Annotated in this window: 21 protein-coding genes; 13 read left to right on the top strand and 8 right to left on the bottom strand. The window is 67.2% G+C overall.

Annotated features, from left to right (window positions below):
• Positions 1-6: 6 nt before the first annotated feature.
• From B9Y97_RS05915 to B9Y97_RS05900, 4 genes are read right to left on the bottom strand one after another with little or no spacing between them, the layout of a single operon-like run.
• A complete protein-coding gene (locus B9Y97_RS05915; RefSeq protein WP_085525874.1) occupies positions 7-612 on the bottom strand; it encodes a pyridoxamine 5'-phosphate oxidase family protein in 606 nt (201 codons plus the stop codon).
• Entirely contained in the window at positions 599-1348 is a 750-nt protein-coding gene (locus tag B9Y97_RS05910; RefSeq protein WP_085525873.1) for a lysophospholipid acyltransferase family protein, read from the bottom strand. The genes B9Y97_RS05915 and B9Y97_RS05910 overlap by 14 nt, the downstream gene beginning before the upstream one ends.
• Positions 1348-2253 (bottom strand): cell division protein FtsX, encoded by a 906-nt coding sequence (locus B9Y97_RS05905; protein WP_085525872.1) that lies wholly within the window; start codon positions 2251-2253, stop codon positions 1348-1350. Before B9Y97_RS05905 ends, B9Y97_RS05910 begins: the two co-directional genes overlap by 1 nt.
• Positions 2250-2921: a cell division ATP-binding protein FtsE gene (locus tag B9Y97_RS05900; RefSeq protein WP_085525871.1), complete on the bottom strand. Its 672-nt coding sequence runs from the start codon at positions 2919-2921 to the stop codon at positions 2250-2252. The genes B9Y97_RS05905 and B9Y97_RS05900 overlap by 4 nt, the downstream gene beginning before the upstream one ends.
• Before the next feature lie 163 nt (positions 2922-3084).
• Between B9Y97_RS05900 and B9Y97_RS05895 the strand changes: the two genes are divergently transcribed.
• Positions 3085-4017: a zinc-ribbon domain-containing protein gene (locus B9Y97_RS05895; protein WP_085525870.1), complete on the top strand. Its 933-nt coding sequence runs from the start codon at positions 3085-3087 to the stop codon at positions 4015-4017.
• A gap of 24 nt (positions 4018-4041) precedes the next feature.
• On the opposite strand, the gene B9Y97_RS05890 is transcribed toward B9Y97_RS05895, so the two are convergent.
• Together B9Y97_RS05890 and lysA are read right to left on the bottom strand one after the other, a co-directional pair.
• Positions 4042-6576 (bottom strand): TIGR02302 family protein, encoded by a 2535-nt coding sequence (locus B9Y97_RS05890; RefSeq protein WP_085528129.1) that lies wholly within the window; start codon positions 6574-6576, stop codon positions 4042-4044.
• 103 nt (positions 6577-6679) lie between these two features.
• Complete coding sequence (gene lysA, locus B9Y97_RS05885) at positions 6680-7951, bottom strand: diaminopimelate decarboxylase (RefSeq protein ID WP_085525869.1); 1272 nt, start codon at positions 7949-7951, stop codon at positions 6680-6682.
• 181 nt (positions 7952-8132) lie between these two features.
• Between lysA and B9Y97_RS05880 the strand changes: the two genes are divergently transcribed.
• From B9Y97_RS05880 to B9Y97_RS05860, 6 genes are all read left to right on the top strand, one after another.
• Entirely contained in the window at positions 8133-9059 is a 927-nt protein-coding gene (locus B9Y97_RS05880; RefSeq protein ID WP_085525868.1) for an AEC family transporter, read from the top strand.
• A complete protein-coding gene (locus B9Y97_RS05875) occupies positions 9056-9511 on the top strand; it encodes a YaiI/YqxD family protein (protein WP_085525867.1) in 456 nt (151 codons plus the stop codon). The genes B9Y97_RS05880 and B9Y97_RS05875 overlap by 4 nt, the downstream gene beginning before the upstream one ends.
• A gap of 101 nt (positions 9512-9612) precedes the next feature.
• Positions 9613-9735, top strand: a complete 123-nt coding sequence (locus B9Y97_RS18325; RefSeq protein ID WP_254900861.1) for a hypothetical protein — start codon at positions 9613-9615, stop codon at positions 9733-9735.
• A gap of 72 nt (positions 9736-9807) precedes the next feature.
• On the top strand, positions 9808-11028 hold the full coding sequence (locus B9Y97_RS05870; RefSeq protein ID WP_085525866.1) for an MFS transporter: 1221 nt from the start codon (positions 9808-9810) through the stop codon (positions 11026-11028).
• A gap of 61 nt (positions 11029-11089) precedes the next feature.
• Positions 11090-11944 carry a 3-mercaptopyruvate sulfurtransferase gene (gene sseA / locus B9Y97_RS05865; protein WP_085525865.1) on the top strand — a complete coding sequence of 285 codons (855 nt, stop codon included), beginning with the start codon at positions 11090-11092 and terminating at the stop codon, positions 11942-11944.
• Positions 11945-11976: 32 nt separating this feature from the next.
• On the top strand, positions 11977-13161 hold the full coding sequence (locus tag B9Y97_RS05860; RefSeq protein WP_085525864.1) for an amino acid aminotransferase: 1185 nt from the start codon (positions 11977-11979) through the stop codon (positions 13159-13161).
• Between the two features lie 203 nt (positions 13162-13364).
• Here B9Y97_RS05860 and B9Y97_RS05855 read toward each other — a convergent pair whose 3' ends face one another.
• Together B9Y97_RS05855 and B9Y97_RS05850 are read right to left on the bottom strand one after the other, a co-directional pair.
• On the bottom strand, positions 13365-14711 hold the full coding sequence (locus tag B9Y97_RS05855) for an ammonium transporter (protein ID WP_085525863.1): 1347 nt from the start codon (positions 14709-14711) through the stop codon (positions 13365-13367).
• Between the two features lie 34 nt (positions 14712-14745).
• The gene (locus tag B9Y97_RS05850; RefSeq protein WP_085528127.1) at positions 14746-15084 is read right to left on the bottom strand and encodes a P-II family nitrogen regulator; all 339 of its coding nucleotides are present in this window, start codon (positions 15082-15084) and stop codon (positions 14746-14748) included.
• A 267-nt stretch (positions 15085-15351) separates the two neighbouring features.
• On the opposite strand from B9Y97_RS05850, the gene B9Y97_RS05845 reads away from it, so the two are divergent.
• The 6 genes from B9Y97_RS05845 (at position 15352) to B9Y97_RS05820 (ending at position 23358) form a co-directional block, all read left to right on the top strand.
• Positions 15352-17520, top strand: a complete 2169-nt coding sequence (locus B9Y97_RS05845) for a transglycosylase domain-containing protein (RefSeq protein ID WP_176224312.1) — start codon at positions 15352-15354, stop codon at positions 17518-17520.
• 81 nt (positions 17521-17601) lie between these two features.
• Positions 17602-19350, top strand: coding sequence for a type I secretion system permease/ATPase (locus tag B9Y97_RS05840; protein WP_085525862.1), 1749 nt, complete (start codon positions 17602-17604; stop codon positions 19348-19350).
• On the top strand, positions 19347-20663 hold the full coding sequence (locus tag B9Y97_RS05835) for an HlyD family type I secretion periplasmic adaptor subunit (protein WP_085525861.1): 1317 nt from the start codon (positions 19347-19349) through the stop codon (positions 20661-20663). The genes B9Y97_RS05840 and B9Y97_RS05835 overlap by 4 nt, the downstream gene beginning before the upstream one ends.
• A gap of 81 nt (positions 20664-20744) precedes the next feature.
• Positions 20745-21476, top strand: coding sequence for a competence/damage-inducible protein A (locus B9Y97_RS05830; RefSeq protein ID WP_085525860.1), 732 nt, complete (start codon positions 20745-20747; stop codon positions 21474-21476).
• Positions 21473-22216, top strand: a complete 744-nt coding sequence (locus B9Y97_RS05825; protein WP_085525859.1) for a GNAT family N-acetyltransferase — start codon at positions 21473-21475, stop codon at positions 22214-22216. Before B9Y97_RS05830 ends, B9Y97_RS05825 begins: the two co-directional genes overlap by 4 nt.
• 194 nt (positions 22217-22410) lie before the next feature.
• Positions 22411-23358, top strand: coding sequence for an OmpA family protein (locus B9Y97_RS05820; protein WP_085525858.1), 948 nt, complete (start codon positions 22411-22413; stop codon positions 23356-23358).

The raw sequence follows: 23358 nt of genomic DNA, 5'->3' as shown, positions 1-23358 counted from the left end.
CCGCGCTCACCACATCGAGGTTTTTGCCCGCGCGGGCCAGGCCGCATCGTAGGCTGCGCCGTCGATGCCGCCACCCGAGGCTTCGCGCAGCATGTCGCCGATGCCGGGCAGGCCCTGCGCCTGATCCCCCGCGGTCCACAGCTCCGCGCGCATCAGGGCCCGGGCGCATTGCGGGTAGACCTCGGCGATCCGCACCGCGATGACGCACCGCGGCAACTTTCCCGCCTTCTCGAAACCGGCGAGGAGATCGGGGTCTGTCCGCAGATTGGCGCTGCCATTCACCCGCATCGCGGTGTTGGAGCCGGGGATCAGGAAAATCAGCGAGACGCGCCCGTCGCGGACAATGTTGCGCAAGCTGTCGATCCGGTTGTTGCCGCGCCAGTCGGGCAGGAGAAGGGTGCGGTCGTCCGCCACCCGCACCACCGGCCCGTCGTCACCGCGCGGGCTGCCATCGGTGCCTTCCGGACCGACGGTGGAGAGCACGCAAAACCGGCTGCGTTCGATCCATGCCCGCTGGCTCGGGGTGAGCCTGCTTGTGACCTTGGCAACGGCGGGTTGGCCGGGCGCACCATAGAGCGCCTCAAGTGCTTCGATGGTTTCAATCGTCGCCAAGGTCGGCCTCGATCCGGAAGCCTGCCTCGGCCATCAGCCGGTTCGAGGCGGTTTCGATACTGTCTTCCAGCCGGGCCATGAACGCATCGACCGGGAGCCCGCCTTCGACGGCGGGCAGAAATTCCACCACCGCAAGACCGGGCCAGCGCATCAGCCCGTGGCGTTTCCAGAACACGCCGACGTTGGTCGCGGCCGGGATCACCGTCTGCCCGGTTTCCCTGTAGAGCGCGCCGGTGCCGATCTTGTAGGGTTTGTGGGCGCCGGCAGCGACGCGGGTGCCTTGCGGGAAGATGATGAGCTGCCCGGGATTGGCCTGACCCGCTTTCACGTCCGCCACCATCTGCTTGACCGCCGCGCCCCGTTTCCCACGGTCGACCGGGATGCAGCCGATGGCCCTGGCGTAGTAGCCGACGAAGGGGGTGTGGATGAGTTCCTTCTTCATGATGAACTTCGGCCGGGGCACGGCGGAGACGATCAGGATGATATCGAAGAAACTCTGGTGCTTGGAGGCGATGATCACCTCGCCCTCGGGCGGCGTTCCACGGATCTCGGAGCGCAAGCCGACGATCACGCGCGCCGCCCATCGCACGAAGTGGGTGTAGATGTGGATGGTGCGGAAGGCCCATGCACGGTCGATCAGCGTGAGGGGGAAATAGGCAAGGGCAATCACCGCCATCCCGAGATACATCACGGTGATGAAGACAAGCGAGCGGAGGAGTTGCAGGGCGGTTTTCATCAACTGCGTTCCTTGAGCGTGGCCAGCGCGGCCCGCCGCGTGGCGGCGAAGGCGACGAGCGCGGCAAGCGGCGGGATCAGCAGCGGCAGCAGCCATTCGCCACCCTGAAAGCCCAGCCCGGTGAGAAAGCCGCCGGTGGGGTCGGCGTCGGGCAGGAGCCAGATCGCGGCCATGCCGAACGCCGCGCCGAGCGCCGCGCCGGCGAGCGCGCGCAGGGTGAAGCGGCGCACGAAGGCACGGGCGATGTAGGCATCGCGGGCACCGACGAGGCGCAGCACCCGGATCACCTGTTCGTTGGCGGCAAGGGCGGCGGAGGCGGCGAGCGTGATGATCACGGCGGTGGTGGTTGCGATCAGCCCGATCGAGATCAGCCCCAGCGCCCGCAGCCGGTCGGCGGCACGCACCAGCGGTTCGCGCCAGCGGGTATGATCGTCGAGCACCGCGCCGGGAGCCTCTCCGGCGAGTCGGGCGCGCAACCCGGCGGAATCGTAGCCCTCCTCGGTTTCCAGAACCTCGATCAGCCGGGGCACCGGCAGCGTGTCGAGCGGCAGGTCGGGGCCGAACCACGGCTCCAGCAGGGCGCGCTGCTCGTCGTCGGTGAGCACGCGGGCATCGCGGATGCCGGGCGTGGTCGCGAGCACGTCCATCACCGCGAGCACCTGCGCGTCCATCTGCTCCTCGGGGGCGGAAATCCGGATGGTCGAGCTTTGTGCGAGGGCCGTGCCCCAGCGATCGGCCAGCCGCCCGGTGGCGAGCGAAAGGGCAAGGGCGAAGACGGTGAGGAAGGCCATCGCGGCGGCGGCGAAGGTGGTGAGCCGGGCGGTGATCCCGGTGGGCGGCACCACGCGGTCGGCCTGGGCATCGCCCGCGAGCAGGTGCAGGAGGGCAGAGGGGCGCGGGATCACAGGTTGGACCCCGCGAGTTGCAGCCGGTGATTTGCAATCCGCAGCACCCTGGCCTGAACCTGCTGCTTGGCGGCGCGGATCAGGTTGAGATCGTGGGTGGCGATCATGATCGTCTTGCCCATCCGGTTCAGTTCGACCATCAGCTTCAGGAGCCGCAGCGACATGTCCCAATCGACGTTGCCGGTGGGTTCGTCGGCAAGGATCACTTCCGGGCTCATGATGATCGCCCGGGCCAGCGCCGCACGCTGGCGTTCGCCGCCGGACAATTCGGGCGGTTTGGCGAATTGCTGGTTCTCCAGCCCGACCCAGCCGATCAACTCGCGGATATCGTCGTCGGTTGCGCTGCGGCCAGACACGGTGAGGGGCAGGGCGACGTTTTCGGCCACCGAGAGGTGATCGAGAAACTTCTGGTCCTGGTGCACGACGCCGATGCGCCGCCGGGTGAGCGCCACGTCATCGCGGCTGAGCAGGCGGGCGTCCTGTCCGAACAGCGCCACCCGCCCCTGCTGGGCGATCAGATCGCCGTAACACAGTTTGAGCAGCGTGGTCTTGCCCGCGCCGGAAGGGCCGGTGAGGAAGTGGAACGAACCCGGTGCGAGCTTCAGCGATACCTCTGCAAGCAGCGGTGTGCCGCCGTAGCCATAGGTGACTTCCTCGAATTCGATCACGCCCGGAAACCCTTCCCTCGTTGGCGACTGTTTTGCCCCACCGGGCGATTTGTTTCAATCACGGGATTGCAAAGGTTTGATTTCCGGTGTTTCCCTCCGCATACTGGGGCAGGAACGGGGCCCGACGTTGCGGTCGGGAAGAAGGAAAGAGGGCGTGGGCAGAATGCGTTTGGTTTGCCCCAATTGCGGCGCACAATACGAGGTTGACGATCGCGTTATCCCGGACTCGGGCCGCGACGTGCAATGTTCGGCCTGTGGCCATGCCTGGTACCAGATGCCGCTGGGCTACCCCGAGGCCGATGACGGCGCGGCGCTGCCCGACCACGACGACACCCTCCTGCCCGAGGATGAAGGTGAAGCGGAAGGTCTGGCCGCCGAAGCTCAAGGCGAAGACGAGAGCGCCGCCCCCGACGAATTCACCCCGGAAGAACGCGCGGCCGACGATGCCGAGCCGGAGGTCGCTGCGCAGGCTGGCGAGGGGGCTGACGAGGTTTCGGAACCCGAAGCGGCAGGTCGGCCCACGATGGGCGAGGAGGTCCGTTCGATCCTGCGCGAGGAGGCCGAGCACGAATTGTCGCGCCGGGCGGCCGAACAGGTTGAAACCCAGCCCGATCTCGGGCTCGACAGCAGCCCGTCGCCTGAAGAAGAACGCCGCAGGATCGCGCGCGAACGGATGGCGCGGATGCGTGGCCTCGATGAAGACGAGGCGATCGAAGAGGACGTGGCCGAGCCCGAAACCCCACCGGAGGCCGAACCCGAGGATGCGCGCGCGCGACCACCGCGGCGCGAGCTTTTTCCCGATATCGAGGAAATCAATTCCACCCTGGACGGGCGCGGCATGGACCGCGACGCGGATGTGACCTTCGTTGAAGGTGCGCGCAGCGGCGGATTTGCGCGTGGCTTCTTCCTGGTGATCTTCCTCGCGGCCTTGCTGCTGGCGGTCTACATGCTGGCACCGAACCTGTCGGAGACGATTCCGGCGATCGAACCCGCGCTGGTGGCCTATGTCGAGGCGGTGAACGCCGGGCGGGCATGGCTCGACACGACGATGCAGGGGCTCATCGCGCAGATCGAGGCGCTGGTCGGAGACGCCTGATCGCGGCCTGCTGCCGCTGCCGTTTCAGAACAGGTCGAGCAACCGCCTCAGATAGTCGCGTTCGATGTCGGGGCGTTCTGCCTCGCCGGCGCGGCGGCGCAATTCTTCCATCAGTTCCTGCGCGCGGCGGTAGACGTCTTCGCGGTCTTCCAGCGGTCCGTCGGTTGCCGAGGCACCCGCGCCGCCGGGCCTGCGGCCGAGCGGGTCCGACCGCTCGGTGCCCGAGGGGTCGCCGGCGAGTCGGCCTTGCTGACCATCCTGACCGGACTGGGCTTCGCGGCGCATCGAGTCTTCGAGGTTGCGCATGCCCTCGCGCAGGGCCTCCATCGCTTCGGCCTGCCGATCGAGCGCGCCGGGGATATCGTCCTGTTCCAGCGCATCGGCGGCTTCGTCCATCGCGCGGCCGGCGCGGTCGAGCGACTCGCGGGCGGCGTCGCCTTCGGGGGTGCCCGCGCCGGGCAGGTTGTCGCGCTGCCGCGACAGTTCGTCTTCCAGTGCGCGCTGGCGGTCGGACAGGCTTTGTGCCGAGCCACCGCCCGGTTCGCCGCCGGGCTCGGCCGGTTCGCCGCCCTCGCCGCCATGGTCGCGGCCACGGCCCTCGCCGCCGTCGCGCCCGGTGTTCTCACCCGACTCGCCGGGCTGCGCGCCCGGGTTCATCTGTTCCTGCAGATCGCGGAAGGCTTCATCGGAAAGGCCGCGCTGATCGCGCAGAGTTTCGGCCAGCCCTTCCATCGACTGTTCGCCGGGGGATTGGCCCTGCTGACCGGACGCGCCCTCGGTCATCTGCATGTTTTCCATCATCTGCTGGAGCATATCGAGCAACTGCTGGGCCTCGTCCATGCGGCCCTCCTGCATCAGTTCCTCGATCCGGTCCATCAACTCCTGCAGGTCTTGCTGGCTCATTTCCATGCCTTCGCCCTGGTCGGGTTCGTCGGTGCGATTCTCGGGCTCGCGCCGGGCCAGTTCCTCCATGTAGTCGCGCATCGCGTCGCGGTATTCCTGCATCAACTCGGCGAGTTCCTCGGGCGTCGCGCCCTGCCGCATCGCCTCGGAAAGCCGTTCGCGGGCCTGCCGCAACCGTTCCAGTGCGTCGGTGAGGCTGCCGTCCTCGATCTCGACGGCGATCTGCCACAATGCGTCGGCGGTCTCGTCCCGGGTTTCGGCGGTCAGGTCGTCGGATTCCAGTTCGCGGACCGCGGTGCGCAACTGGAGATACTGGTTGTCGTCGGCAAAAAGCTCTTCGGGACGGTTCGAGATTGCCCGGAGCACCCGCGCGACCCGCGGTGCGTTCTCGATCGTCCACAGGATATCGCGGCGTTGCTCAACGATGGCGCGGGCCAGCGGGTTCAGGAAGCGCCGCCCGGGCAGCACGATCTCCACCGGGGCGCTCTCGCCGGTTTGCCCGGCGGCATCGGTGGCACTGAGCGTGACCGTCACGGCAAGCTCCGCCCAAGGGTGCTCGGCGAGGTTGTCGATCAGCATTTCCTCGATCTCGCTGCGGTCGCCGCGGTAGGGCATCGGCAGATCGACGGTGATCGGGGTGCGCGGTTCGGGCGAGGGGGCAAGGCCGTGGCGGCGCTCGACCCGGGGCAGGTCGAGCGCGATCCGGGCCCGCCCGGCAGACACGCCGTAATCGTCGCTGGCGGCGAACGGCAGGCGCATTTCGCCGTCGAGCGTGCGGGTGAGATCGCCGGAAGTCTGGATCCGCGGCGGCGCATCGGGGATCGCCACGATATCCCAGGTATCCTTGCCGATCCTGAGTTGGCCGTCGCCGTCGATCTTGAACAGGTGGGAGGCCGCGGCTTCTTCGGTGCGATCGTCCGAATAGGTCTCGGCAATGTCGATCTCGCCGAGTTTGCCGTAGAGCCTCAACGTGACCCGGGCACCGCTCGGCACTTCGAGTTGCCCGGGCGGTTGGTCGGCAAGATAGAGCGTGGGCTTGCCGGTGTAGGACGGCGGCTCGATCCAGCCTTCCCAACTCGACTGCGACAGCGCGGCCTCGGCGCTGCCGGGCATGAGAGCGGCCAGATCGCCGCGTTCGGTGCCTGCGCCGAAGACCAGCGCCACGGCCAGCGCGGTGGCTGCGATAAGGCGCAATGCGAAAGGATCGCGCCGGGGCAGGCCGGGATTGGGCGCGGGAGCGCGCAGCCCGTCGAGGCGGGCCGCTTCGCGGGCGCGGTGCGCGGCCCAGACGGCTGCGCTGGCGGGATCTTTGGCACCGATGGCCTGGGTATCGGTCAACGTGGTGATCGGGGCACCGGGCAGCGTGGCATCGAGCCGGGCGAGTGCCTCGCGACGGTTGGGCACGCGGAAGGTGCGGATGCCCTGCCCGAGGGCGGCAAGACCGAGCAGCGCGAGCAGGGCGAGGAGCGTCTGCCCCAGACGGCCGGGCCAGATCGCGAGCATCCCCGAGAGCATCAGCGCCCCGAGCGCCATGACCACCGTGGCCAGCGGCCAGAACGCCCGCGCGGTGCGCTCCGCCCAGAGCCCGGCGAGGGTGCGCCGAAGCGGGCGGGCAAGCCGCCTTGCGATATCGTCGGGCAGGTTGGTGCGCGTCATCCGGGGGCCCTTTGCGCCCCGGTTTGTCGGGGCGTCCGGCTCCAGCATAACCGCGCCGGGCCCCGCTTCATAGGCCGGGGCCCGGCGATTGGCGGCAATGTGATCAGTCGGCGAGCCAGTCGGGCAGGATATCGCGCGAGAGGATCTCGTCGTAGCTCGGCCGCGCCCGGATCAGCGCGAAGCGGTCGCCGTCGACGAGCACTTCGGGGATCATCGGCCGGGTGTTGTATTCCGAGGCCATCACTGCGCCGTAAGCCCCCGCCGAGCGGAAGGCCACGAGATCGTCGGGCGCGAAGACCGGCAGGCTGCGCTGACGCGCGAAGGTGTCGCCGGTTTCGCAGACCGGGCCGACGATGTCGTAGCTGTCATGGCTGGCATCCGGCGCGGGCTCGATGACCGGGACGATATCGTGATGCGCCTCGTACATCGACGGGCGCACGAGGTCGTTCATCGCCGCGTCGAGGATCAGGAATTTCCGGCCCGCGCCCTGCTTGATGAAGATCACCCTTGTGACCATCAGACCGGCGTTGCCGGCGATCAGGCGGCCGGGTTCGATCTCGATCTCGCAGCCGAGGTCGCCCACGGTTTCGCGCACGACCTGACCGTAATCCACCGGCAGCGGCGGGGCGGCGTTGGAGCGCTCGTAGGGGATGCCGAGGCCGCCGCCGAGATCGAGCCGGGTGATCTCGTGGCCATCGGCGCGCAGGATCCTCGTCAGTTCCGCGACCTTCTCATAGGCCGCACGATAGGGCGCGAGGTCGGTGAGTTGCGAGCCGATATGCACGTCGATCCCGACCACTTTCAGCCCGGGTTGCGCGGCGGTTTCGGCATAGGCCTCACGGGCGCGGGCGAGCGGGATGCCGAACTTGTTCTCGCTCTTGCCGGTGGAGATCTTCGCATGGGTCTTGGCGTCGACATCGGGATTGACGCGGATTGTCACCGGCACTGTCACGCCGATGCTGGTGGCCACCTCGGACAGCGCCAGCATCTCGGGTTCGCTTTCGAGGTTGAACTGGCGGATGCCGCCTTCGAGCGCGAGGCGCATCTCCTCGCGGGTCTTGCCGACGCCGGAAAACACGATCCGTTCGCCCGGTACGCCGGCCGCTTTCGCGCGCAGGTATTCGCCGCCCGACACCACGTCCATGCCCGCGCCCATGTCGCCAAGGAGCTTGAGCACAGCGACGTTGGAATTGGCCTTGACCGCGTAGCAGACGAGGTGATCCATCCCCGCCAGGGCTTCGTCGAAGACCCGGAAATGCCGCCGCAGGGTGGCGGCGGAATAGACGTAGAACGGCGTGCCGATGGCGGCCGCGATCTCCGGGATGGCGACGTCTTCGGCGTGGAGAATGCCGGCGCGGTAGTCAAAGTGGTCCATCTGGGCCTCGCAACTGGGAGCGGCGCGTCATATCATAGCCCTGTGCGCGTGCAACAAGTCAGGTGCAACATGGTGCGTTCCACAGTTTCACACCTTGGGCGGTATTGGAACAAAGTCTCAGCGTGAGGGAAAAGGCTTTGGCGGCATGGTCTTGCAAGAATTGCCATGCTAGGTGCCACTCATGCTCGCGGTATTGATCCAGACCTTGCCATTCTTCGCCCTGATCGGCCTCGGGTACGGGGCCGGTCGGCGTGGGTTCTTCAGTGCCGAGGCGACCGCGGCGCTGACGAAATTCGTGTTCTATTTCGCGCTCTCGGCCATGCTTTTGAAGTTTTCCGCCCGGCTCGACCTTCGCGCCCTGTTCGACCGCGATTTTCTCCTCGCCTACCTGGTCGGGACGCTCGCGGTTTACCTGCTGGCGACCGCGATCGCGTTGTTTCGGGCGCGCGGTATGGAAGAGGCCGCCGTCGAGGCGCAATGCGCGGTGATCGGCAATGTCGGCTTTCTCGGCATCCCGATGCTGGTGATGCTGCTGGGCGAAGCCGCGATCGGGCCGGTGATGATGGTGCTCGTGGTCGACCTGATCGTGTTTGGCAGCCTGATCGTGATCGTGATCACCGCGCGGCGTGACGGGCGGGTGAGCCCGGCGGTGCTGGGGTCGGTGGGCCTCGGGCTCTTGCGCAACCCGATGATCGTGTCGATCGTGGTGGGGCTTGCGTGGTCGGCCACCGGCTGGCCGCTGCCCGGGCCGGTGACCGCCACGCTCGACATTCTCGGGGCCGCCGCCACCCCGGGCGCGCTGTTCGCGATCGGGGCCTCGCTGGCCACCAAGTCGGCCGAGCGACTCGCGGTGGCGGGTTGGCTTTCCTTTGCCAAGCTGGTGCTGCACCCGGCCGCGGTGGCGGTGATGGCGCTTGTCGTGCTGCCGGTGGAGCCCTTCGCCGCCGGGGTGATGATCGCCGCCGCCGCGCTGCCGGTGGCGGGCAATGTCTTCATCCTCGCGCAGCATTACGGAGTTGCGCCGCACCGGGTCTCGGCCTCGATCCTGATTTCCACCGCCGCCTCGGTACTGACCGTGTCGGCGGTGATCGCCTGGGTGACCTCATGATCTACGTCGATGCCGACGCATGCCCGGTCAAGGCCGAGGTGGAGGAGATCGCCACCCGTCACAAGGTGCCTGCGGTCTTCGTCTCGAACGGCGGGCTGCGGCCCTCGCCCAACCCTTTCGTCGAGATGGTCTACGTGCCCGCCGACCCAGACGCCGCGGACATCTGGATTGCCGACCGGGCCGGGCCGGGCGACGTGGTGGTGACCGGCGACATCCCGCTCGCGGCGCGGGCGATCGAGGCCGGTGCGGCCGCTCTCAAGCCCAATGGCGAGGCTTTCACCGCGGCCAATATCGGCACCGTGCTCGCCACCCGCGACCTGATGACCGATCTGCGCGCCGCCGATCCGTTTCGCCAGGGCGGCGGACGGGCCTTCTCACGCGCCGACCGTGCCCGCTTCCGCGACACGCTAGACCGCCTGCTGCGGGCCGCGTCCACGGGTAACAAAGGCTGATCCTTCCGCTTCGGTCGATTGTCGCCGCCCGGCTGGCCTTTGCCGGCGGGCCGGATGCGAGTGCCCACAACATGCGGGAATCAAGCCCGCCGGAGGGAAACATGGAATACCTCATCCCCAGCCTCATCGCGGGCGCGGGCGGCGGCAAGGTCGCCTCGGGTGGCGTCGGCGATGGCGTCATCACGGCGCTGGTCGGCGTGATCAGGTCGATGATCGTGACGTGACCGGCGCGGACCGGGGCCAACCCGGGCTTCCTGCGACTTGCCCAGGATCACCGCGCTGGCTAGGTTTCGCGGATGACCGCCTCCTGGGACAACGACACAAGCGGCCTTGGTGCGATCCGTGGCAACGCCCAGCTTCGGCGCCTGCTGGTCGCGCAGGCACCCGCCGATCTGGCCGACTGGCTCGATTTCACCGCGCTCGCAGCACTTCTCGCCTATGGCTGGAAGGTCGATCCGTTGGTCTTCGCGCTGCTCGCCGTGGCCATGGGCCTGCCCTACCTGCTTGTCGGGCCGGTGGCAGGGGTGATTGCCGATCGGCTCCCGCTGCGCGGCGTGATGATCTGGTCCAACGTCGCCAAGGCCGGTGCCACGGCGCTCTTTGCGCTGGCACAGGACTGGCCGGTGCTGCTTGCGCTGGTCTTTCTGCGCGGGGCATTCGACTCGTTTTTCACCCCGGCGCGGCAGGCGTCGATCCAGGCATTGACCGCACCCGGCGAGCGCGCCGCGATGAACGGCCTCAGCCTCGGGTTGAACCAGGCGGCAAAGATCGTTGCGCCCGGCCTTGGCGGCATGCTGCTGGTCGCGCTCGCACCTGCCGAAGTTTTTCTGCTGAATGCCGGGGTGTCGGCGCTTGCGGCGCTTCTGCTTCTGCGGCTCGCCCCGATCTCGCGTGCCGAAACCGGGGCGGCGGCGGGCGGGATGCTGGCGCAACTGGCGGAGGGCCTGCACATTGCCCGCGACCGCCCGGCCCTGTCGAATGCGCTCGGGCTCATGGCGCTGGGGTTTTTCGGCGTCTTTCTCTACGACAGTTTCTTTGCCCCGCTGACCCGTGATTTCGGGTTCAGCGAGATCCAGCTCGGCTTCATTCTCTCGGCGGTCGGGGCGGGCGGCGTGGCGGGCGCGTTGTTCTCGGGCGGCGCAGGGCGCGCCCGGCCGTTTCGCCAGATTGCCTTCGCGATGGCGGCGTCCGGGGCCCTCGTCGCGGCCGTTGGGCTTTCCGCCGCGCTTGCCGTCGCGCCGCCCTACCCGGTGTTTTTCGCCGGGTCCGCCTTCGTCGGGTTCACATCGGCGGCCGCGCTGGTGCCGATCCGGACCGTGATCCAGAACGAAACGCCGCCGAGTCACATGGCGCGCATGGCGGCTCTCGGCGAGGCGATCAACACCCTCGCCATCCTCAGCGCGCCCTTCATCGGGGCGGCCATCGCCGGGGCCACGACACTGGGCCACGCCTTCGTCGCGGGGGGCGCGGTGGCGCTTCTCGGCGCGGTTCTCGCCATGCGGGCCGACCGCGCCTAATTCCCTTGCTTCGCTCCGCCCCGCTTTGTAGGCAAGGTTTTGGAAAAACGGGGGAACCGATATGCCTCAGAGCGACCCGAAAACACTGGTCTCGACCGACTGGCTGGCCCAACACCTCGACGACCCCGACCTGCGGCTGCTCGATGCCTCCTGGTATCTGCCGAATGTCGACCGTGATCCGAAGGCGGACTACACCGAGGCTCACATCCGCGGTGCGCGGTTCTTCGATATCGACGATATCGCCGATCTGCGCTCGGAGTTGCCGCACATGGTGCCGCCGGTGGAGAAATTCATGAGCCGGATGCGCGCGATGGGCGTGGGCGACGGGCACCAGGTGGTGGTCTACGACAGCGCCGGGATCTTCTCCGCGCCGCGCGTCTGGTGGCTGTTCCGCCTGATGGGCAAGTCCGATATCGCCGTGCTCGATGGCGGCCTGCCGAAGTGGCTGGCCGAGGGCCGCCCGGTCACCAATACCCGCCCGCTGGTGCGCGACCGGCACATGACCGTGACGCGTCAGAACGACATGGTGAAGGATGTCACCCAGGTTGCCGCCGCCTCGAAGCTGGGCGACTGGCAGATCGTCGATGCCCGCGCCGCCGACCGGTTTCGCGGCGAAGCGCCGGAACCGCGGCCGGGCCTGCGCATGGGCCATATCCCGGGCTCCAAGAACGTGCCCTGGGGCGAACTTCTCAACGCCGACCAGACGATGAAATCCCCGGCAGACCTCGCGGCGGTGTTCACGGCGGCGGGTATCGACCTCGACAAGCCAGTGATTTCCACCTGCGGCTCGGGGATCAATGCCTGCATCCTCGATCTCGCGCTCACCCGCATCGGCCATCCCCGCCATGCCGTCTACGATGGCGCATGGGCCGAATGGGGCATGTACAACGACCTCAGGATCGCAACCGGGGCCTGATCGCCCCGCCTATGCCAGACAGGACCCTCTCCATGTTCGAACACCTCAAGGAACTTCCCGCCGACAAGATCATCGCGCTCATGGCCGAGTATCGTGACGATCCGCGCGACACCAAGATCGACCTCGGCGTCGGTGTCTACAAGGACGCCTCGGGCAACACGCCGGTGATGCGCGCGGTAAAGGCCGCCGAGAAGCAGCTCTGGGAGGCGGAAACCACCAAGACCTATACCGCGCTCGCCGGCGACCCGGCCTTCGGTCGTGCGCTTTCGGGACTTGTGCTGGGCGATACGATCGAGGACGACCGCCTTGCCTTCGCGGCGCAGCCCGGCGGCACCGGCGCGATCCACCAGGCGCTCGAACTGATCCAGATGGCCACGCCGGAGGCCACCGTCTGGCTCTCGGCACCGACCTGGCCGAACCATCCCTCGATCATCCGGCACCTCGGCATGAAGATGACCGAGTATCGCTACTTCGACAACGAGTCCCGCGCGGTGGATTTCGCCGGGATGATGGAAGACCTCGGCGCGGTGAAATCCGGCGACGTGGTGCTCCTGCACGGTGCCTGCCACAACCCCACCGGCGCCAACCTCACCCTGCCGCAATGGGACGAGGTCGCCACGCTGCTTGAGGCCAAGGGCGCGGTGCCCCTGATCGACATCGCCTACCAGGGCTTCGGCGACGGGCTCGAGGAAGACGCGGCGGGCACCCGGCTTGTTGCCGCGCGCCTGCCCGAAACCATGATCGCGGCGAGCTGCTCGAAGAACTTCGGCCTTTACCGCGAGCGCACCGGGCTTCTGATGGCGGTCGCGCCCACCGCGAAATCGAAGGCGCTGACGCAGGCGAGCCTTGCCCATCTCAACCGTCAGAACTTTTCCTTCCCGCCCGACCACGGCGCAAGGCTGGTGCAGATGATCCTCGACGATTCCAGCTTGCGGGCCGACTGGGCGGCGGAACTGGAAGCGGTGCGCACCGGCATGCTCGCCTTGCGCAAGCGTCTTGCCGAGGCCCTGCGCGCGCGCACCGGGTCCGACCGTTTCGGTTTCATCGCCGAGCATCGCGGCATGTTCTCCCGGCTCGGGGCCACCCCGGAGCAGGTGGCCTACATGCGCGACAAGCACGCGATCTACATGGTCGGTGACAGCCGGATGAACATCGCCGGGCTGAACGAGCGTACCATCGACATCCTCGCAGACGCGATCGTCGACGCGGGCGTCTGAGCCACCCGCCAGACGCGAGAAAACGCACAACGCCGGGCTTCAGGGCCCGGCGTTTCGGCTTCTTGGGTCCGGAAATACCTCGGGGAGTTTGAGGGGCAGCGCCCCTCATCGAAATGGACTGCGCGGCGCAGCCGCCCATTTTTTCAACAAGAAGCCCGGGCGCGAACGCCCGGGCCGGTTTTCGCGGCTAATGGGAGGAATGCTTAGCCGGGGGTAAACTCGGGGTAGGCCTCCATGCCAAGCTCGGCCTTGTCGAGCCCCATGACCTCGGCTTCCTCGGAAACCCGCAGGCCGATGACCATCTTGATCAGGTAGAAGACCACGAGGCTGGTGACGAAGACGAAGGCACCGATGGCGGCAAAGCCGATGATCTGCGTGCCGAAGGAAGCACCGCTGTTGGTCCAGGCCACGATGAAGGTGCCCCAGAAGCCCGCGATCAGGTGCACCGGGATGGCGCCGACCACGTCGTCGATCTTCAGCTTGTCGAGCATCGGCACGGCGAAGACCACGATCACGCCGCCGATACCGCCGATGATCAGCGCCTGGAACAGCGAGGGTGCGAGCGGTTCGGCGGTGATCGAGACCAGGCCTGCGAGCGCGCCGTTGAGCACCATCGTGAGGTCGACCTTCTTGTAGATCACCTGGGTCAGGATCAGCGCGGCCACGGCACCGGCTGCGGCGGCCATGTTGGTGTTGGCGAAGATCCGGCTCACGTCGGCCACGTCACCGATCGTGCCCATGGCAAGTTGCGAGCCGCCGTTGAAGCCGAACCAGCCGAGCCACAGGATGAAGGTGCCGAGCGTGGCCAGTGCGAGGTTCGAGCCGGGCATGGCGTTGACCTTGCCATCCTTGCCGTACTTACCTTTCCGCGCGCCGAGCACGATGGCACCGGCGAGCGCGGCGAAGCCACCTGCGGCGTGCACCAGCGTGGAGCCGGCAAAATCGGAGAACCCGGCCTCGGACAGCCAGCCGCCACCCCACTGCCAGGAAGCTTCGATCGGGTAGATCAAGCCGGTCAGCACGACGACGAAGAGCAGGAAGGGCCACAGCTTGACGCGCTCGGCCAGCGTGCCGGAGACGATCGAGGCGGTGGTGGCCGCGAACATCAGCTGGAAGAAGAAATCCGACCCGACTGAAGCATAGGTGATGTCACCGACGCCATCGGCACCAACGCCCACGGCTTCGAGTACGGTGGGCGAGAAGATTGGCCCCAGCCAGCCCGGGATCAGCCAGCCATCGCCCGGATACATCAGGTTGAAGCCGATCAGCCAGTACATGATCGCGGCAATGGAAAACAGGCCGACGTTCTTGGTGAGCTGCATCGTCACGTTCTTGGAGCGCACGAGGCCCGCTTCGAGCATCGAGAAGCCCGCGGCCATCCAGAACACGAGGAAGCCGCCGACAAGAAACAGCAGCGTGTTGAGAATGAACTGGGTGTGTTCCGCGGCTTCGCCCGTGGCCATCGCCGCTTCCTCGGCTTCCTGCGCAAACCCGAGCGCCGGCACAAGTGCCGCGGCGGCCGCGAGGGGAAGGAATGTCTTGATATTCATTGGATTGGTCCTTTTTGTCTCGGTCCGGCCCGTCTCAGAGCGCGTCGCCGTCGGTTTCGCCGGTGCGCACCCGCAGCGCGCTGTCGACATCCAGGGTGAAGATCTTGCCGTCGCCGATCTTGCCGGTCTGGGCCGTCTTGGCGATGGTCTCGACGACCTGTTCGGCCAGGGTGTCGGCCACGACGATCTCGAGCTTGACCTTGGGCACGAAGTTCACGGCGTATTCCGCGCCGCGGTAGATTTCGGTGTGGCCCGACTGGGTGCCGAAGCCCTTGATTTCCGTCACCATCATGCCGCGCACGCCGATGGTGGTGAGCGCCTCGCGCACCTCCTCCAGCTTGAACGGCTTGATCGCTGCTATGATCAGTTTCACGTTGTTCCCCTTTTGCCAGAAGCGAGGTCCCCCCCGCGCATTCACGACCCGAGCCAAGCGCGCGAAGGTGATGAGCGACAACAAACCGGAAGGGGGAAAGGGCGCGAAAACAGGCAGTGTGCCGGATTTTTTGCACTTTGACCGGGCATTGCTTAAAATTTAGGCGGCTAAAAAATGGGCAGTGACGCCCGGCGTCGTCTTCGCTCTCGTCTTCGCCGGGGCGAGTCGTTATGTTGGTCGGAAAACAGAGCAGGTCGGACCGTATCAATGGCACAGAAAGGTTCGCGGCGACCGCCGCTGGTGGCGGACAAGCGCTATTCCGGCGCGTCGCGGGGCAAGAAGTCGGCGAAAAAACCGCCCGCGAAGCCGCCGCACAAGCCCCGGCGGCCGCGGCGGCGGCGGCCGTTCTTCATTGCTTGGCCGCTGGCGTTGCTGCGCTGGATCTTCCGTCTTGGATTGCGGCTGGCAGTGGTTGCCACGCTTGTGGTCGGGATCATGATCGGGGCCGGGGTGTTCTATTTCGCCTCCACGATGCCGCCGCTTGGCCAGCTCGTCGACGGGCGGGCGCAGGGTTCGGTGACCCTGCTCGACCGTCATGGCGAGGTTTTCGCGTGGCGCGGGGATCAATATGGCGGGCTGGTCACCGCCGAGACGCTGTCGCCGCATCTCAGGAATGCCGTGATCGCCACCGAGGACCGGCGCTTCTACCAGCATTTCGGCATCAGCCCGCGCGGCATTGCCAGCGCAATGCGGATCAACCTCGCGGCCGGACGCGGGCCGCTCTCCGGCCATGGCGGCTCGACCCTGACCCAGCAAAGCGCCAAGCTTGTCTGCCTCGGCGTGCCCTACGATCCGGCCTCGGGCATGACCGAGCGCGAATACGAGGCCGATTGCCGCGAAACGTCGCTCTGGCGCAAGATCAAGGAAGCGGTTTTCGCACTGGCGCTGGAGGCCAAGTACTCCAAGAACGAAATCCTCACGATCTACCTCAACCGCGCCTACCTCGGTGCCGGTTCCTATGGTTTCGAGGCGGCGAGCCAACGCTATTTCGGCAAGTCGGCGAGCCAGATCAATCCTTCCGAAGCGGCGGTGCTGGCCGGGCTGCTGACGGCACCCAGCACACTGGCACCCACGGCCAACCTGCAGCGCAGTTGGGACCGGGCGCTCACCGTGCTTCGGTTGATGGAGGAGCAAGGCTACCTCACGGCGGAAGAGGCCGCTGATGCCCGGGCCAACCCGGCGGAGCTTTCCGCCGCAGCCGAGGCGCGGGCGGGTGGGAACTTCGCCGACTGGGTGATGGCCTCGGGCCCCTCGTTCCTTACCCGCGACACGACCGAGGACGTGATCATCCGCACCACGTTCGATCAGGCGATCCAGAAGGCGGCGGAAGAGGCCCTGGCGCATGTTTTCGAAACCAAGGTCAGCCCGGATTCCAAGGCGCAGGCGGCGATCGTGGTGATGAGCGCCGACGGCGCGGTGCGCGCGATGGTGGGCGGGCGCAAGATCGAGAGCTCGGGCACGTTCAACCGCGCGACCCAGGCTCTGCGGCAAACCGGCTCGTCGTTCAAGCCCTTCGTCTACGGTGCCGCGCTCGATCTCGGCTGGCGCTACGACAGCCTGATCGAGGATGCGCCGTTCTGCATGAACATCGTCGGGTCGGGTGAGTGGTGTCCGTCCAACTTCGACCGCAAGACCCGAGGCTGGGTGACCCTCACCGATGCCTTGCGCGACTCGCTCAACATTCCCGCCGTGAAACTCTCGGAAGCCGTGGGCCGCGAGAACGTGCGCACCGTGGCCGCGATGTTCGGCATCGAGAGCAATCTCGCCCTTGGCCCGGCGCTGGCGCTGGGGGCATCGGAATCGACCTTGCTGGAAATGTCGGGGGCCTATGCGGGCATCCTCAACGGCGGCTCCTCGGTCACACCTTACGGCCTTGTCGACCTGCGCCTGCTCGGCGACAACGCGCCGCTGATGGAACAGGCGGGCGGGATCGGCGAACGGGTCATCACCCCGCAGGCGGCGCAGGCCCTCACCTACATGATGAACCAGGCTGTCGAGAGCGGTTCGGGACAGCGCGCGCGGCTCGATGACCGCGAGGTGGCGGGCAAGACCGGCACCACCAGCGCCGCGCGAGACGCGTGGTTTCTTGGCTTCACGGCCGACTACGTCGCCGGGGTCTGGATGGGCTACGACGACAATACGCCTCTCACCGGCGTGACCGGGGGCGGGCTACCGGCAGAGATCTGGCGCGAAACGATGGTCCGGGTGCACCAGGATATGCCGCCACACCCGCTGCCGATGATCCGCCCGGACGCGCCGCCGACCGCGGAAACCGGCGTTCCACAGCCGGGGGGACAAGGCGGGACAACGCGAACGCCGCCGGGCGAAGACTCGTTGATGGGCGTGTTGCGCTCGATTCTCGGGATCGATCGCTGAGGCCATAACCAAATCTTGGGGATTTGCGCGCACCCTGTGCCGGCGGGCGCCTTGGTGCGCCGTCGGAACGGGCAAGGCGACATGGGATTCGTGGACAAGCGCCATGCAAAAGCGGAGTTGCGGGCGGTTCTGCGTGCGCGAGGGGGATTGCTTTGGGCCGTGGGCCTGTTTTCCGTGCTTGTCAATCTGCTGATGCTGACCGGCCCCCTGTTCATGCTCTTGGTCTACGATCATGTGCTGGGGTCGCGCTCGGAGGCCACGCTGGCCGTGCTGTTCGCGCTGATGACCTTCCTTTTCCTGATGATGGGACTTCTCGATTATGCGCGCGGGCGGGTGCTCGCGCGGGTTGGGGCCGGGTTTCGGACCTGTCTTGACCGCCGGGTTTTCTCCGCCATGCTCCGGCGCGCGCCGCACGGTGCGGGTTCCGCCGGGCACAATGCCAACGCGCTCCGGGATCTCGATGCGGTGCAACGAGTGTTCGCGTCACCCGTCATCACCGCGCTGTTCGATATTCCCTGGACCCCGGTGTTTCTCGCCGGGATCGCGGTGTTTCACCCGTGGCTTGGGGCCTTTGCCCTCGCCGGGGGCGGGCTGCTGATCGGTCTCGCCATGCTCAACCAGAGGCTCACCTCGGGCCTCGCCGCCGCTGCCGACCGGGGTGCCGCGCGGGCAGACCATCTCGCGCAAGACCTGCGGGGCGACGCCGAAATGGTCCGCGCGCTCGGCATGTCCGGTGGCGTGTTCGCCCGGTGGCACCATCTGCAGGATGCCGCGTTGCGCGACATCATCCATGCGTCTGACCGGGCCGGGCAATTCGCCTCGATCTCGAAGTCATTCCGCATGTTCCTGCAATCGGCGATGCTCGGGCTCGGGGCGTTGCTCGTGCTGCGGGGCGAGCTAAGCGCGGGGGCGATGATCGCTGCCTCGATCCTGCTCGGTCGGGCGCTTGCGCCGGTGGAAATGGCAATCGGCCATTGGCCTGCGGTCCAGCGTGCCCGCCTGGGGTGGCAAGCCCTGATCGATGAACTGGCCGCTACCCCGGAACCGGCACCGCGGCTTGCCCTGCCAGAACCTGCCGCCCATCTTGCAGCGGGAAACCTCGGCGTGGCCCCCCCGGGTCGGGCCGAGCCGGTTCTGCAGGCGGTCTCGTTCGTTCTGCGCCCGGGTCTTGCGCTCGGGGTGATCGGGCCTTCCGGGTCGGGGAAATCCTCGCTTGCCCATGCCATCACGGGCGCCTGGGTCCCGCTCAGGGGGACGATCCGGCTGGATGGGGTGCCGCTCGATCAATACACGCCCGAGGCACGGGCGCGCTACATCGGGTACCTGCCGCAGCGGGTGCGGCTCTTCGATGGAACCATTGCCGAAAACATCGCCGGGCTGTCGGTCGACCCGGACGCCGGGGCGGTGATCGAGGCGGCCCGTGGCGCGGCTGCGCATGACATGATCGTCGGCCTCCCGGACGGCTACGATACCCGTGTCACGACCGGCGGAGCGGTGTTCTCCGGTGGACAGATGCAGCGCATCGCCCTTGCCCGCGCGCTGTATGGCGACCCGTTGATCCTCGTTCTCGACGAGCCAAACTCGAACCTCGACCACGAGGGAACCATCGCCCTCAACCGCGCGATGCGGAAAACCAAGGCGCGCGGCGGAGCGGTGATCGTCATGGCGCACCGGCCTTCCGCGATCAGCGAATGCGAAATGCTCATGGTGCTCGACCGGGGCAGGCTCCGGGCGCTCGGTCCGCGCGACGAGGTGCTTGGGAAGGTGGTGCAAAACCTGCACGAAATCCAACCGGGCTTGCGTGGGGGCAACCTCGGGGGCGTGGCATGACGACGGCGGCGGAACCTTCGCGGCGCTGGTCGGCGCGCGACGCCCTGATCCTCGGTGCCGTGGCCTGCGTTGTCCTGATCGGAGGTTTCGGGATCTGGTCGGTCACCGCGCGCATCGAGGGGGCTGTCGTGGCCCCGGGCACCGTCGAGATTGACGCGCGCCGTCAGGTTGTTCAGCACCCCGACGGTGGTGCAGTGGCGGACATCCTCGTTCGCGAAGGCGACACCGTGGCAGCAGGCCAGGTGCTTGCCCGCCTCGATCCGGATGAGCTTCTCAGCGCTTTGACCATCATCGAACTGCAGATCCTCGAATTGCGCGCCCGCCGCGCCCGACTCGAAGCCGAACGCGATGGCCTTGCGGAATTGAGGTTTTCCGAAGACCTGCTCGATGCGGCCATACGCCAGCCAGGCATCGACGAGTTCCTGGCAAGCAATCTCGACCACTTTGCTCAAAGGCGAGAAAACCATCTGGCTTCGATCGAGCGGCTCCGGCGGCGAAAGGCGCAGATCGGAACCCAGATCGAGGGCCTTGGCGCGCAGCGGGGCGCGACCGTCCTGCAAGCTGCCCTGATTGCCGAGGAGATCGAGATTCAACAGGCGCTGGCTACCCGCGGCCTCGCCCGGCGTGCCCCGGTCCTCGCCATGGAACGCGAGGCCGCGCGGCTGGAGGGTGTTCTGGGCGAAATCCAGGCCGCGATTGGCCACAATGAAGAGCGGGCCGCGGAAATCGAACATGAGATTGCCGCGGCCCGCGCGCAGCGGCGCGAGGAGGCTCTTGCGCAGGTGAGTGAACAGGAGGGCCGTGAACTTGAACTGACGGAGCGGCGACGGGCGATCCGCGCGCGACTTGGCCGCCTCGACATCCGCGCGCCGCTTGCGGGTGTGGTGCATGCGCTTGAGATAACCGGCCCCGGTGCCGTGATCCGACCGGCGCAGCCGGTGCTCCAGATCGTGCCCGAGAACGCGCTGCTCGTGGTAGCGGCCCGGGTTGATCCTGTCGACGTTGACAAGGTCCATGCCGGTCAGCCGGTGTCCTTGCGGTTTCCTGCCTTCGACGCGCGCCATGGTCGCGCGGTTTCGGGCGAGGTCGTCGCAGTCTCGCCAGACGCCTTCACGGATGACCGCACCGGGCGTGATTTCTACCGCGCGCGCATCATCCTCCCAGAAGCGGAAGTTGCGAGATTGCCCGGCAACGCAAGCCTGCGGCCCGGCATGCCGGTCGATGCCTATCTTCAGACCGGTATGCGCAGCCCGCTGGCCTACCTGACCAGTCCGGTTACCGCGTATTTCCGAAAGGCGCTTCGCGAGCACTGATTGATCGGGGATCGTGAAAACGGTTGTTTTCGCGCCGATCAATCCGCTCTAGTCTGGGGCCGACCCAGGAGAAACCGCGCCATGCCAAACCCGACAGCCGCGATGCTCGTGATCGGAGACGAAATCCTCTCCGGCCGCACCCGCGATTCGAACCTGCACTACCTGGCTGGCCAGCTCACCGCGCATGGCATTGACCTGCAGGAAGCGCGCGTCGTTTCCGACGACGCTGCCGCCATTGTCGCCGCGCTGCGGGCGCTGTCGTCGGCGCATGATCATGTTTTCACCTCCGGCGGAATCGGCCCGACCCATGATGACATCACCGCCGATGCCGTTGCGGAGGCCTTCGAGGTGGGAATCGATATTCGCGACGACGCCAAGAAGATCCTCCTCGCTTTCCTGGAAGCGCGCGGGGCCGAGCCAACGCCGGCCCGCCTGCGCATGGCCCGCATTCCCGACGGCGCGCGCCTGATCGACAACCCGATCTCCGCCGCGCCGGGCTTCACCCTGGGCAACGTCCATGTCTGCGCCGGGGTGCCGAAAATCTTCGAGGCGATGGTGGCCAACGTTCTGGCAACGATTTCGCACGGCCAGCCGCTCCTGTCGCAAAGCCTGCGGGTTGAACGCCCCGAGGGCGACATCGCAACGCCGCTGGCCGGCCTCGCGGCGCGCTATCCGACGCTTTCAATCGGGTCCTATCCGTTCAGCCAGGGCGGTGTTTTCGGCGCGAATATCGTTGTGCGCGGGCATGACGGCGCGGCGGTGAGCGCGGCGATGATCGAACTCGGCGGGCTCTTCCCCGAGGCGACGACATGAGCCGCCCGGTCACCCTTCCCGATGCCGCCAAGCTCTCCGAGGTTTGCGAGGTGACGTGGCCCGCCGCCGCCCGTCAGCACCTCGGCGCGTGGACGATTCGCGATGGACGGGGCGGCGGCAACCGCGTTTCGGCCGCGACCGAAGACTGGCCGGTGACCGATGCCGATCTGCCCGCCGCCGAATCCGCGATGCGCGCGCTCGGCCAGGTGCCGCTGTTCCAGATCAGGGAGGGCGAGGAAAAGCTGGACGCGCTGCTCGAAAACCACGGATACCTTGTGCGCGACCCGGTCAATCTCTGGGCGGTGGCGGTGGGCAACCTGACCCAGGAGCCGATCCCGCGCGCAGCCGCCTACACGATGTGGCCGCCGCTCGAACTGGTCCGCGATATCTGGGCCGACGGCGGGATCGGCGACGCGCGCCAAGCGACCATGGCGCGCGCGACCTGCCCCAAGACCGCGGTTCTTGCCCGTGTCGGCGATTACCCCGGCGGTGCGGCCTATGCCGGTTTGCACGACGGGATCGCGATGGTGCACGCGATCCACGTGCTTGCGACCCAAAGACGCAAGGGGGCCGGTCGGCTCCTGATCCGCGCCGCCGCGAAATGGGCCGAGAGCCAGGGCGCGGAGGTGCTGAGCCTGATCGTGACCAAGGGCAACCACGCGGCCAATCCGCTCTATGCCACGATGGGAATGACCCGCGTGGGGCATTATCACTACCGGGTTCACCCCAGTGGTGCGTGACCGCGCCAACAGGCCGCGCGCCCTGCAAGATGTCGGCAAGCCGTTCGATGCCGAGCGCGCGGCCAAGGCGCAATGCAGGCTTTTACCGTTTTGAAAATTCGGTTATGCGCAATATCTGAAGGTTCCGTGCCGGATCGCCTTTTCGGCCCCGCTGCGTTGCCGCAACCAGAAATTGCCCTGCACCAACAGGCCCGATGATCCGTTTAGCCCACCTTCTTGCCGCTTTGGTTGCGGCCCTGCCGGTTGCGGCCGGGGCGGCGGACCTGTCGTTGCCCGAGGGCGCGACACTGCGCGTTGAAGATGTGGAGCCCGCCGGGCGCTATGCTCTGCCGGTCGGTCCGTGGCGCGAGGGGAACGGGGTGGAGACGGAAAGCGTTTCGGGAAGCGTGACCCGGCAAGCCTGGCGGATTGGCGGCACCGGGCTGACCAGCTATGAGATCCTGCTAGATCTGCGGGACCAGATCGTCCGCGAAGGCTACGATGTCGAGTTCGAGTGCAGCACCGAGTCCTGCGGCGGTTTCGATTTTCGCTATGGCATCGAGGTGATCGGTGCGCCGGAGATGCACGTTGATCTTGGCGATTATCACTTTCTCGCCGCAACCGCCCCGGGCGAAACGCCCGATCACGTGAGTCTTCTCGTCAGTCGCTCGCCCTCGGCCGGCTTTGTCCAGATCGTGCATGTCGGGGCGCTTGCCGTCCGACCTGCCGCGCCGATGACCTCGACCAAGGCCGAATCCGACGCGGCACTGCCCCGCCAGATCGCCGATGAAATCGGTCCGGCAATGGAAGAGATCGGCCGTTTCGTTCTGGCCGACCTGGTGTTTGAAACCGGTTCGGCCGATCTCGGGCCGGGGAGCTTTTCGTCGCTGCAGATTCTTGCAGAATACCTGGAGGCCAACCCGGGCAAACGGGTTGCGCTTGTCGGTCATACCGACGCGGAAGGCTCGCTTGCGGGCAACCTCTCGCTGTCGAAGCGCCGCGCCGCTTCGGTGATGTCGCGGTTGATCGAGGATTTCGGTGTGGACGCCGGACAACTTGAGGCAGAAGGTGTGGGGTATCTCGCGCCGATCGCATCAAACCAGACAGGCGAGGGACGCACCGTCAATCGGCGGGTGGAGGCAATCCTGGTTTCCACCCAATAG

It is taken from the genome of Maritimibacter sp. HL-12, from assembly GCF_900177545.1.
GTDB lineage: Bacteria > Pseudomonadota > Alphaproteobacteria > Rhodobacterales > Rhodobacteraceae > Sinisalibacter.
The sequence above is the reverse complement of the archived record's forward strand: the minus strand, read 5'-3'. Positions and strand labels throughout refer to the sequence as shown.

Coding starts and splice junctions, on each gene's coding strand:
- B9Y97_RS05870 (WP_085525866.1), top strand. CDS start 9,808: ATGACCGCCTCCTGGGACAACGACACAAGCGGCCTTGGTGCGATCCGT.
- B9Y97_RS05835 (WP_085525861.1), top strand. CDS start 19,347: ATGACGACGGCGGCGGAACCTTCGCGGCGCTGGTCGGCGCGCGACGCC.
- B9Y97_RS05840 (WP_085525862.1), top strand. CDS start 17,602: ATGGGATTCGTGGACAAGCGCCATGCAAAAGCGGAGTTGCGGGCGGTT.
- lysA (WP_085525869.1), bottom strand. CDS start 7,951: ATGGACCACTTTGACTACCGCGCCGGCATTCTCCACGCCGAAGACGTC.
- B9Y97_RS05895 (WP_085525870.1), top strand. CDS start 3,085: ATGCGTTTGGTTTGCCCCAATTGCGGCGCACAATACGAGGTTGACGAT.
- B9Y97_RS05830 (WP_085525860.1), top strand. CDS start 20,745: ATGCCAAACCCGACAGCCGCGATGCTCGTGATCGGAGACGAAATCCTC.
- B9Y97_RS05825 (WP_085525859.1), top strand. CDS start 21,473: ATGAGCCGCCCGGTCACCCTTCCCGATGCCGCCAAGCTCTCCGAGGTT.
- B9Y97_RS18325 (WP_254900861.1), top strand. CDS start 9,613: ATGGAATACCTCATCCCCAGCCTCATCGCGGGCGCGGGCGGCGGCAAG.
- B9Y97_RS05860 (WP_085525864.1), top strand. CDS start 11,977: ATGTTCGAACACCTCAAGGAACTTCCCGCCGACAAGATCATCGCGCTC.
- B9Y97_RS05855 (WP_085525863.1), bottom strand. CDS start 14,711: ATGAATATCAAGACATTCCTTCCCCTCGCGGCCGCCGCGGCACTTGTG.
- B9Y97_RS05875 (WP_085525867.1), top strand. CDS start 9,056: ATGATCTACGTCGATGCCGACGCATGCCCGGTCAAGGCCGAGGTGGAG.
- B9Y97_RS05880 (WP_085525868.1), top strand. CDS start 8,133: ATGCTCGCGGTATTGATCCAGACCTTGCCATTCTTCGCCCTGATCGGC.
- B9Y97_RS05910 (WP_085525873.1), bottom strand. CDS start 1,348: ATGAAAACCGCCCTGCAACTCCTCCGCTCGCTTGTCTTCATCACCGTG.
- sseA (WP_085525865.1), top strand. CDS start 11,090: ATGCCTCAGAGCGACCCGAAAACACTGGTCTCGACCGACTGGCTGGCC.
- B9Y97_RS05820 (WP_085525858.1), top strand. CDS start 22,411: ATGATCCGTTTAGCCCACCTTCTTGCCGCTTTGGTTGCGGCCCTGCCG.
- B9Y97_RS05845 (WP_176224312.1), top strand. CDS start 15,352: ATGGCACAGAAAGGTTCGCGGCGACCGCCGCTGGTGGCGGACAAGCGC.
- B9Y97_RS05890 (WP_085528129.1), bottom strand. CDS start 6,576: ATGACGCGCACCAACCTGCCCGACGATATCGCAAGGCGGCTTGCCCGC.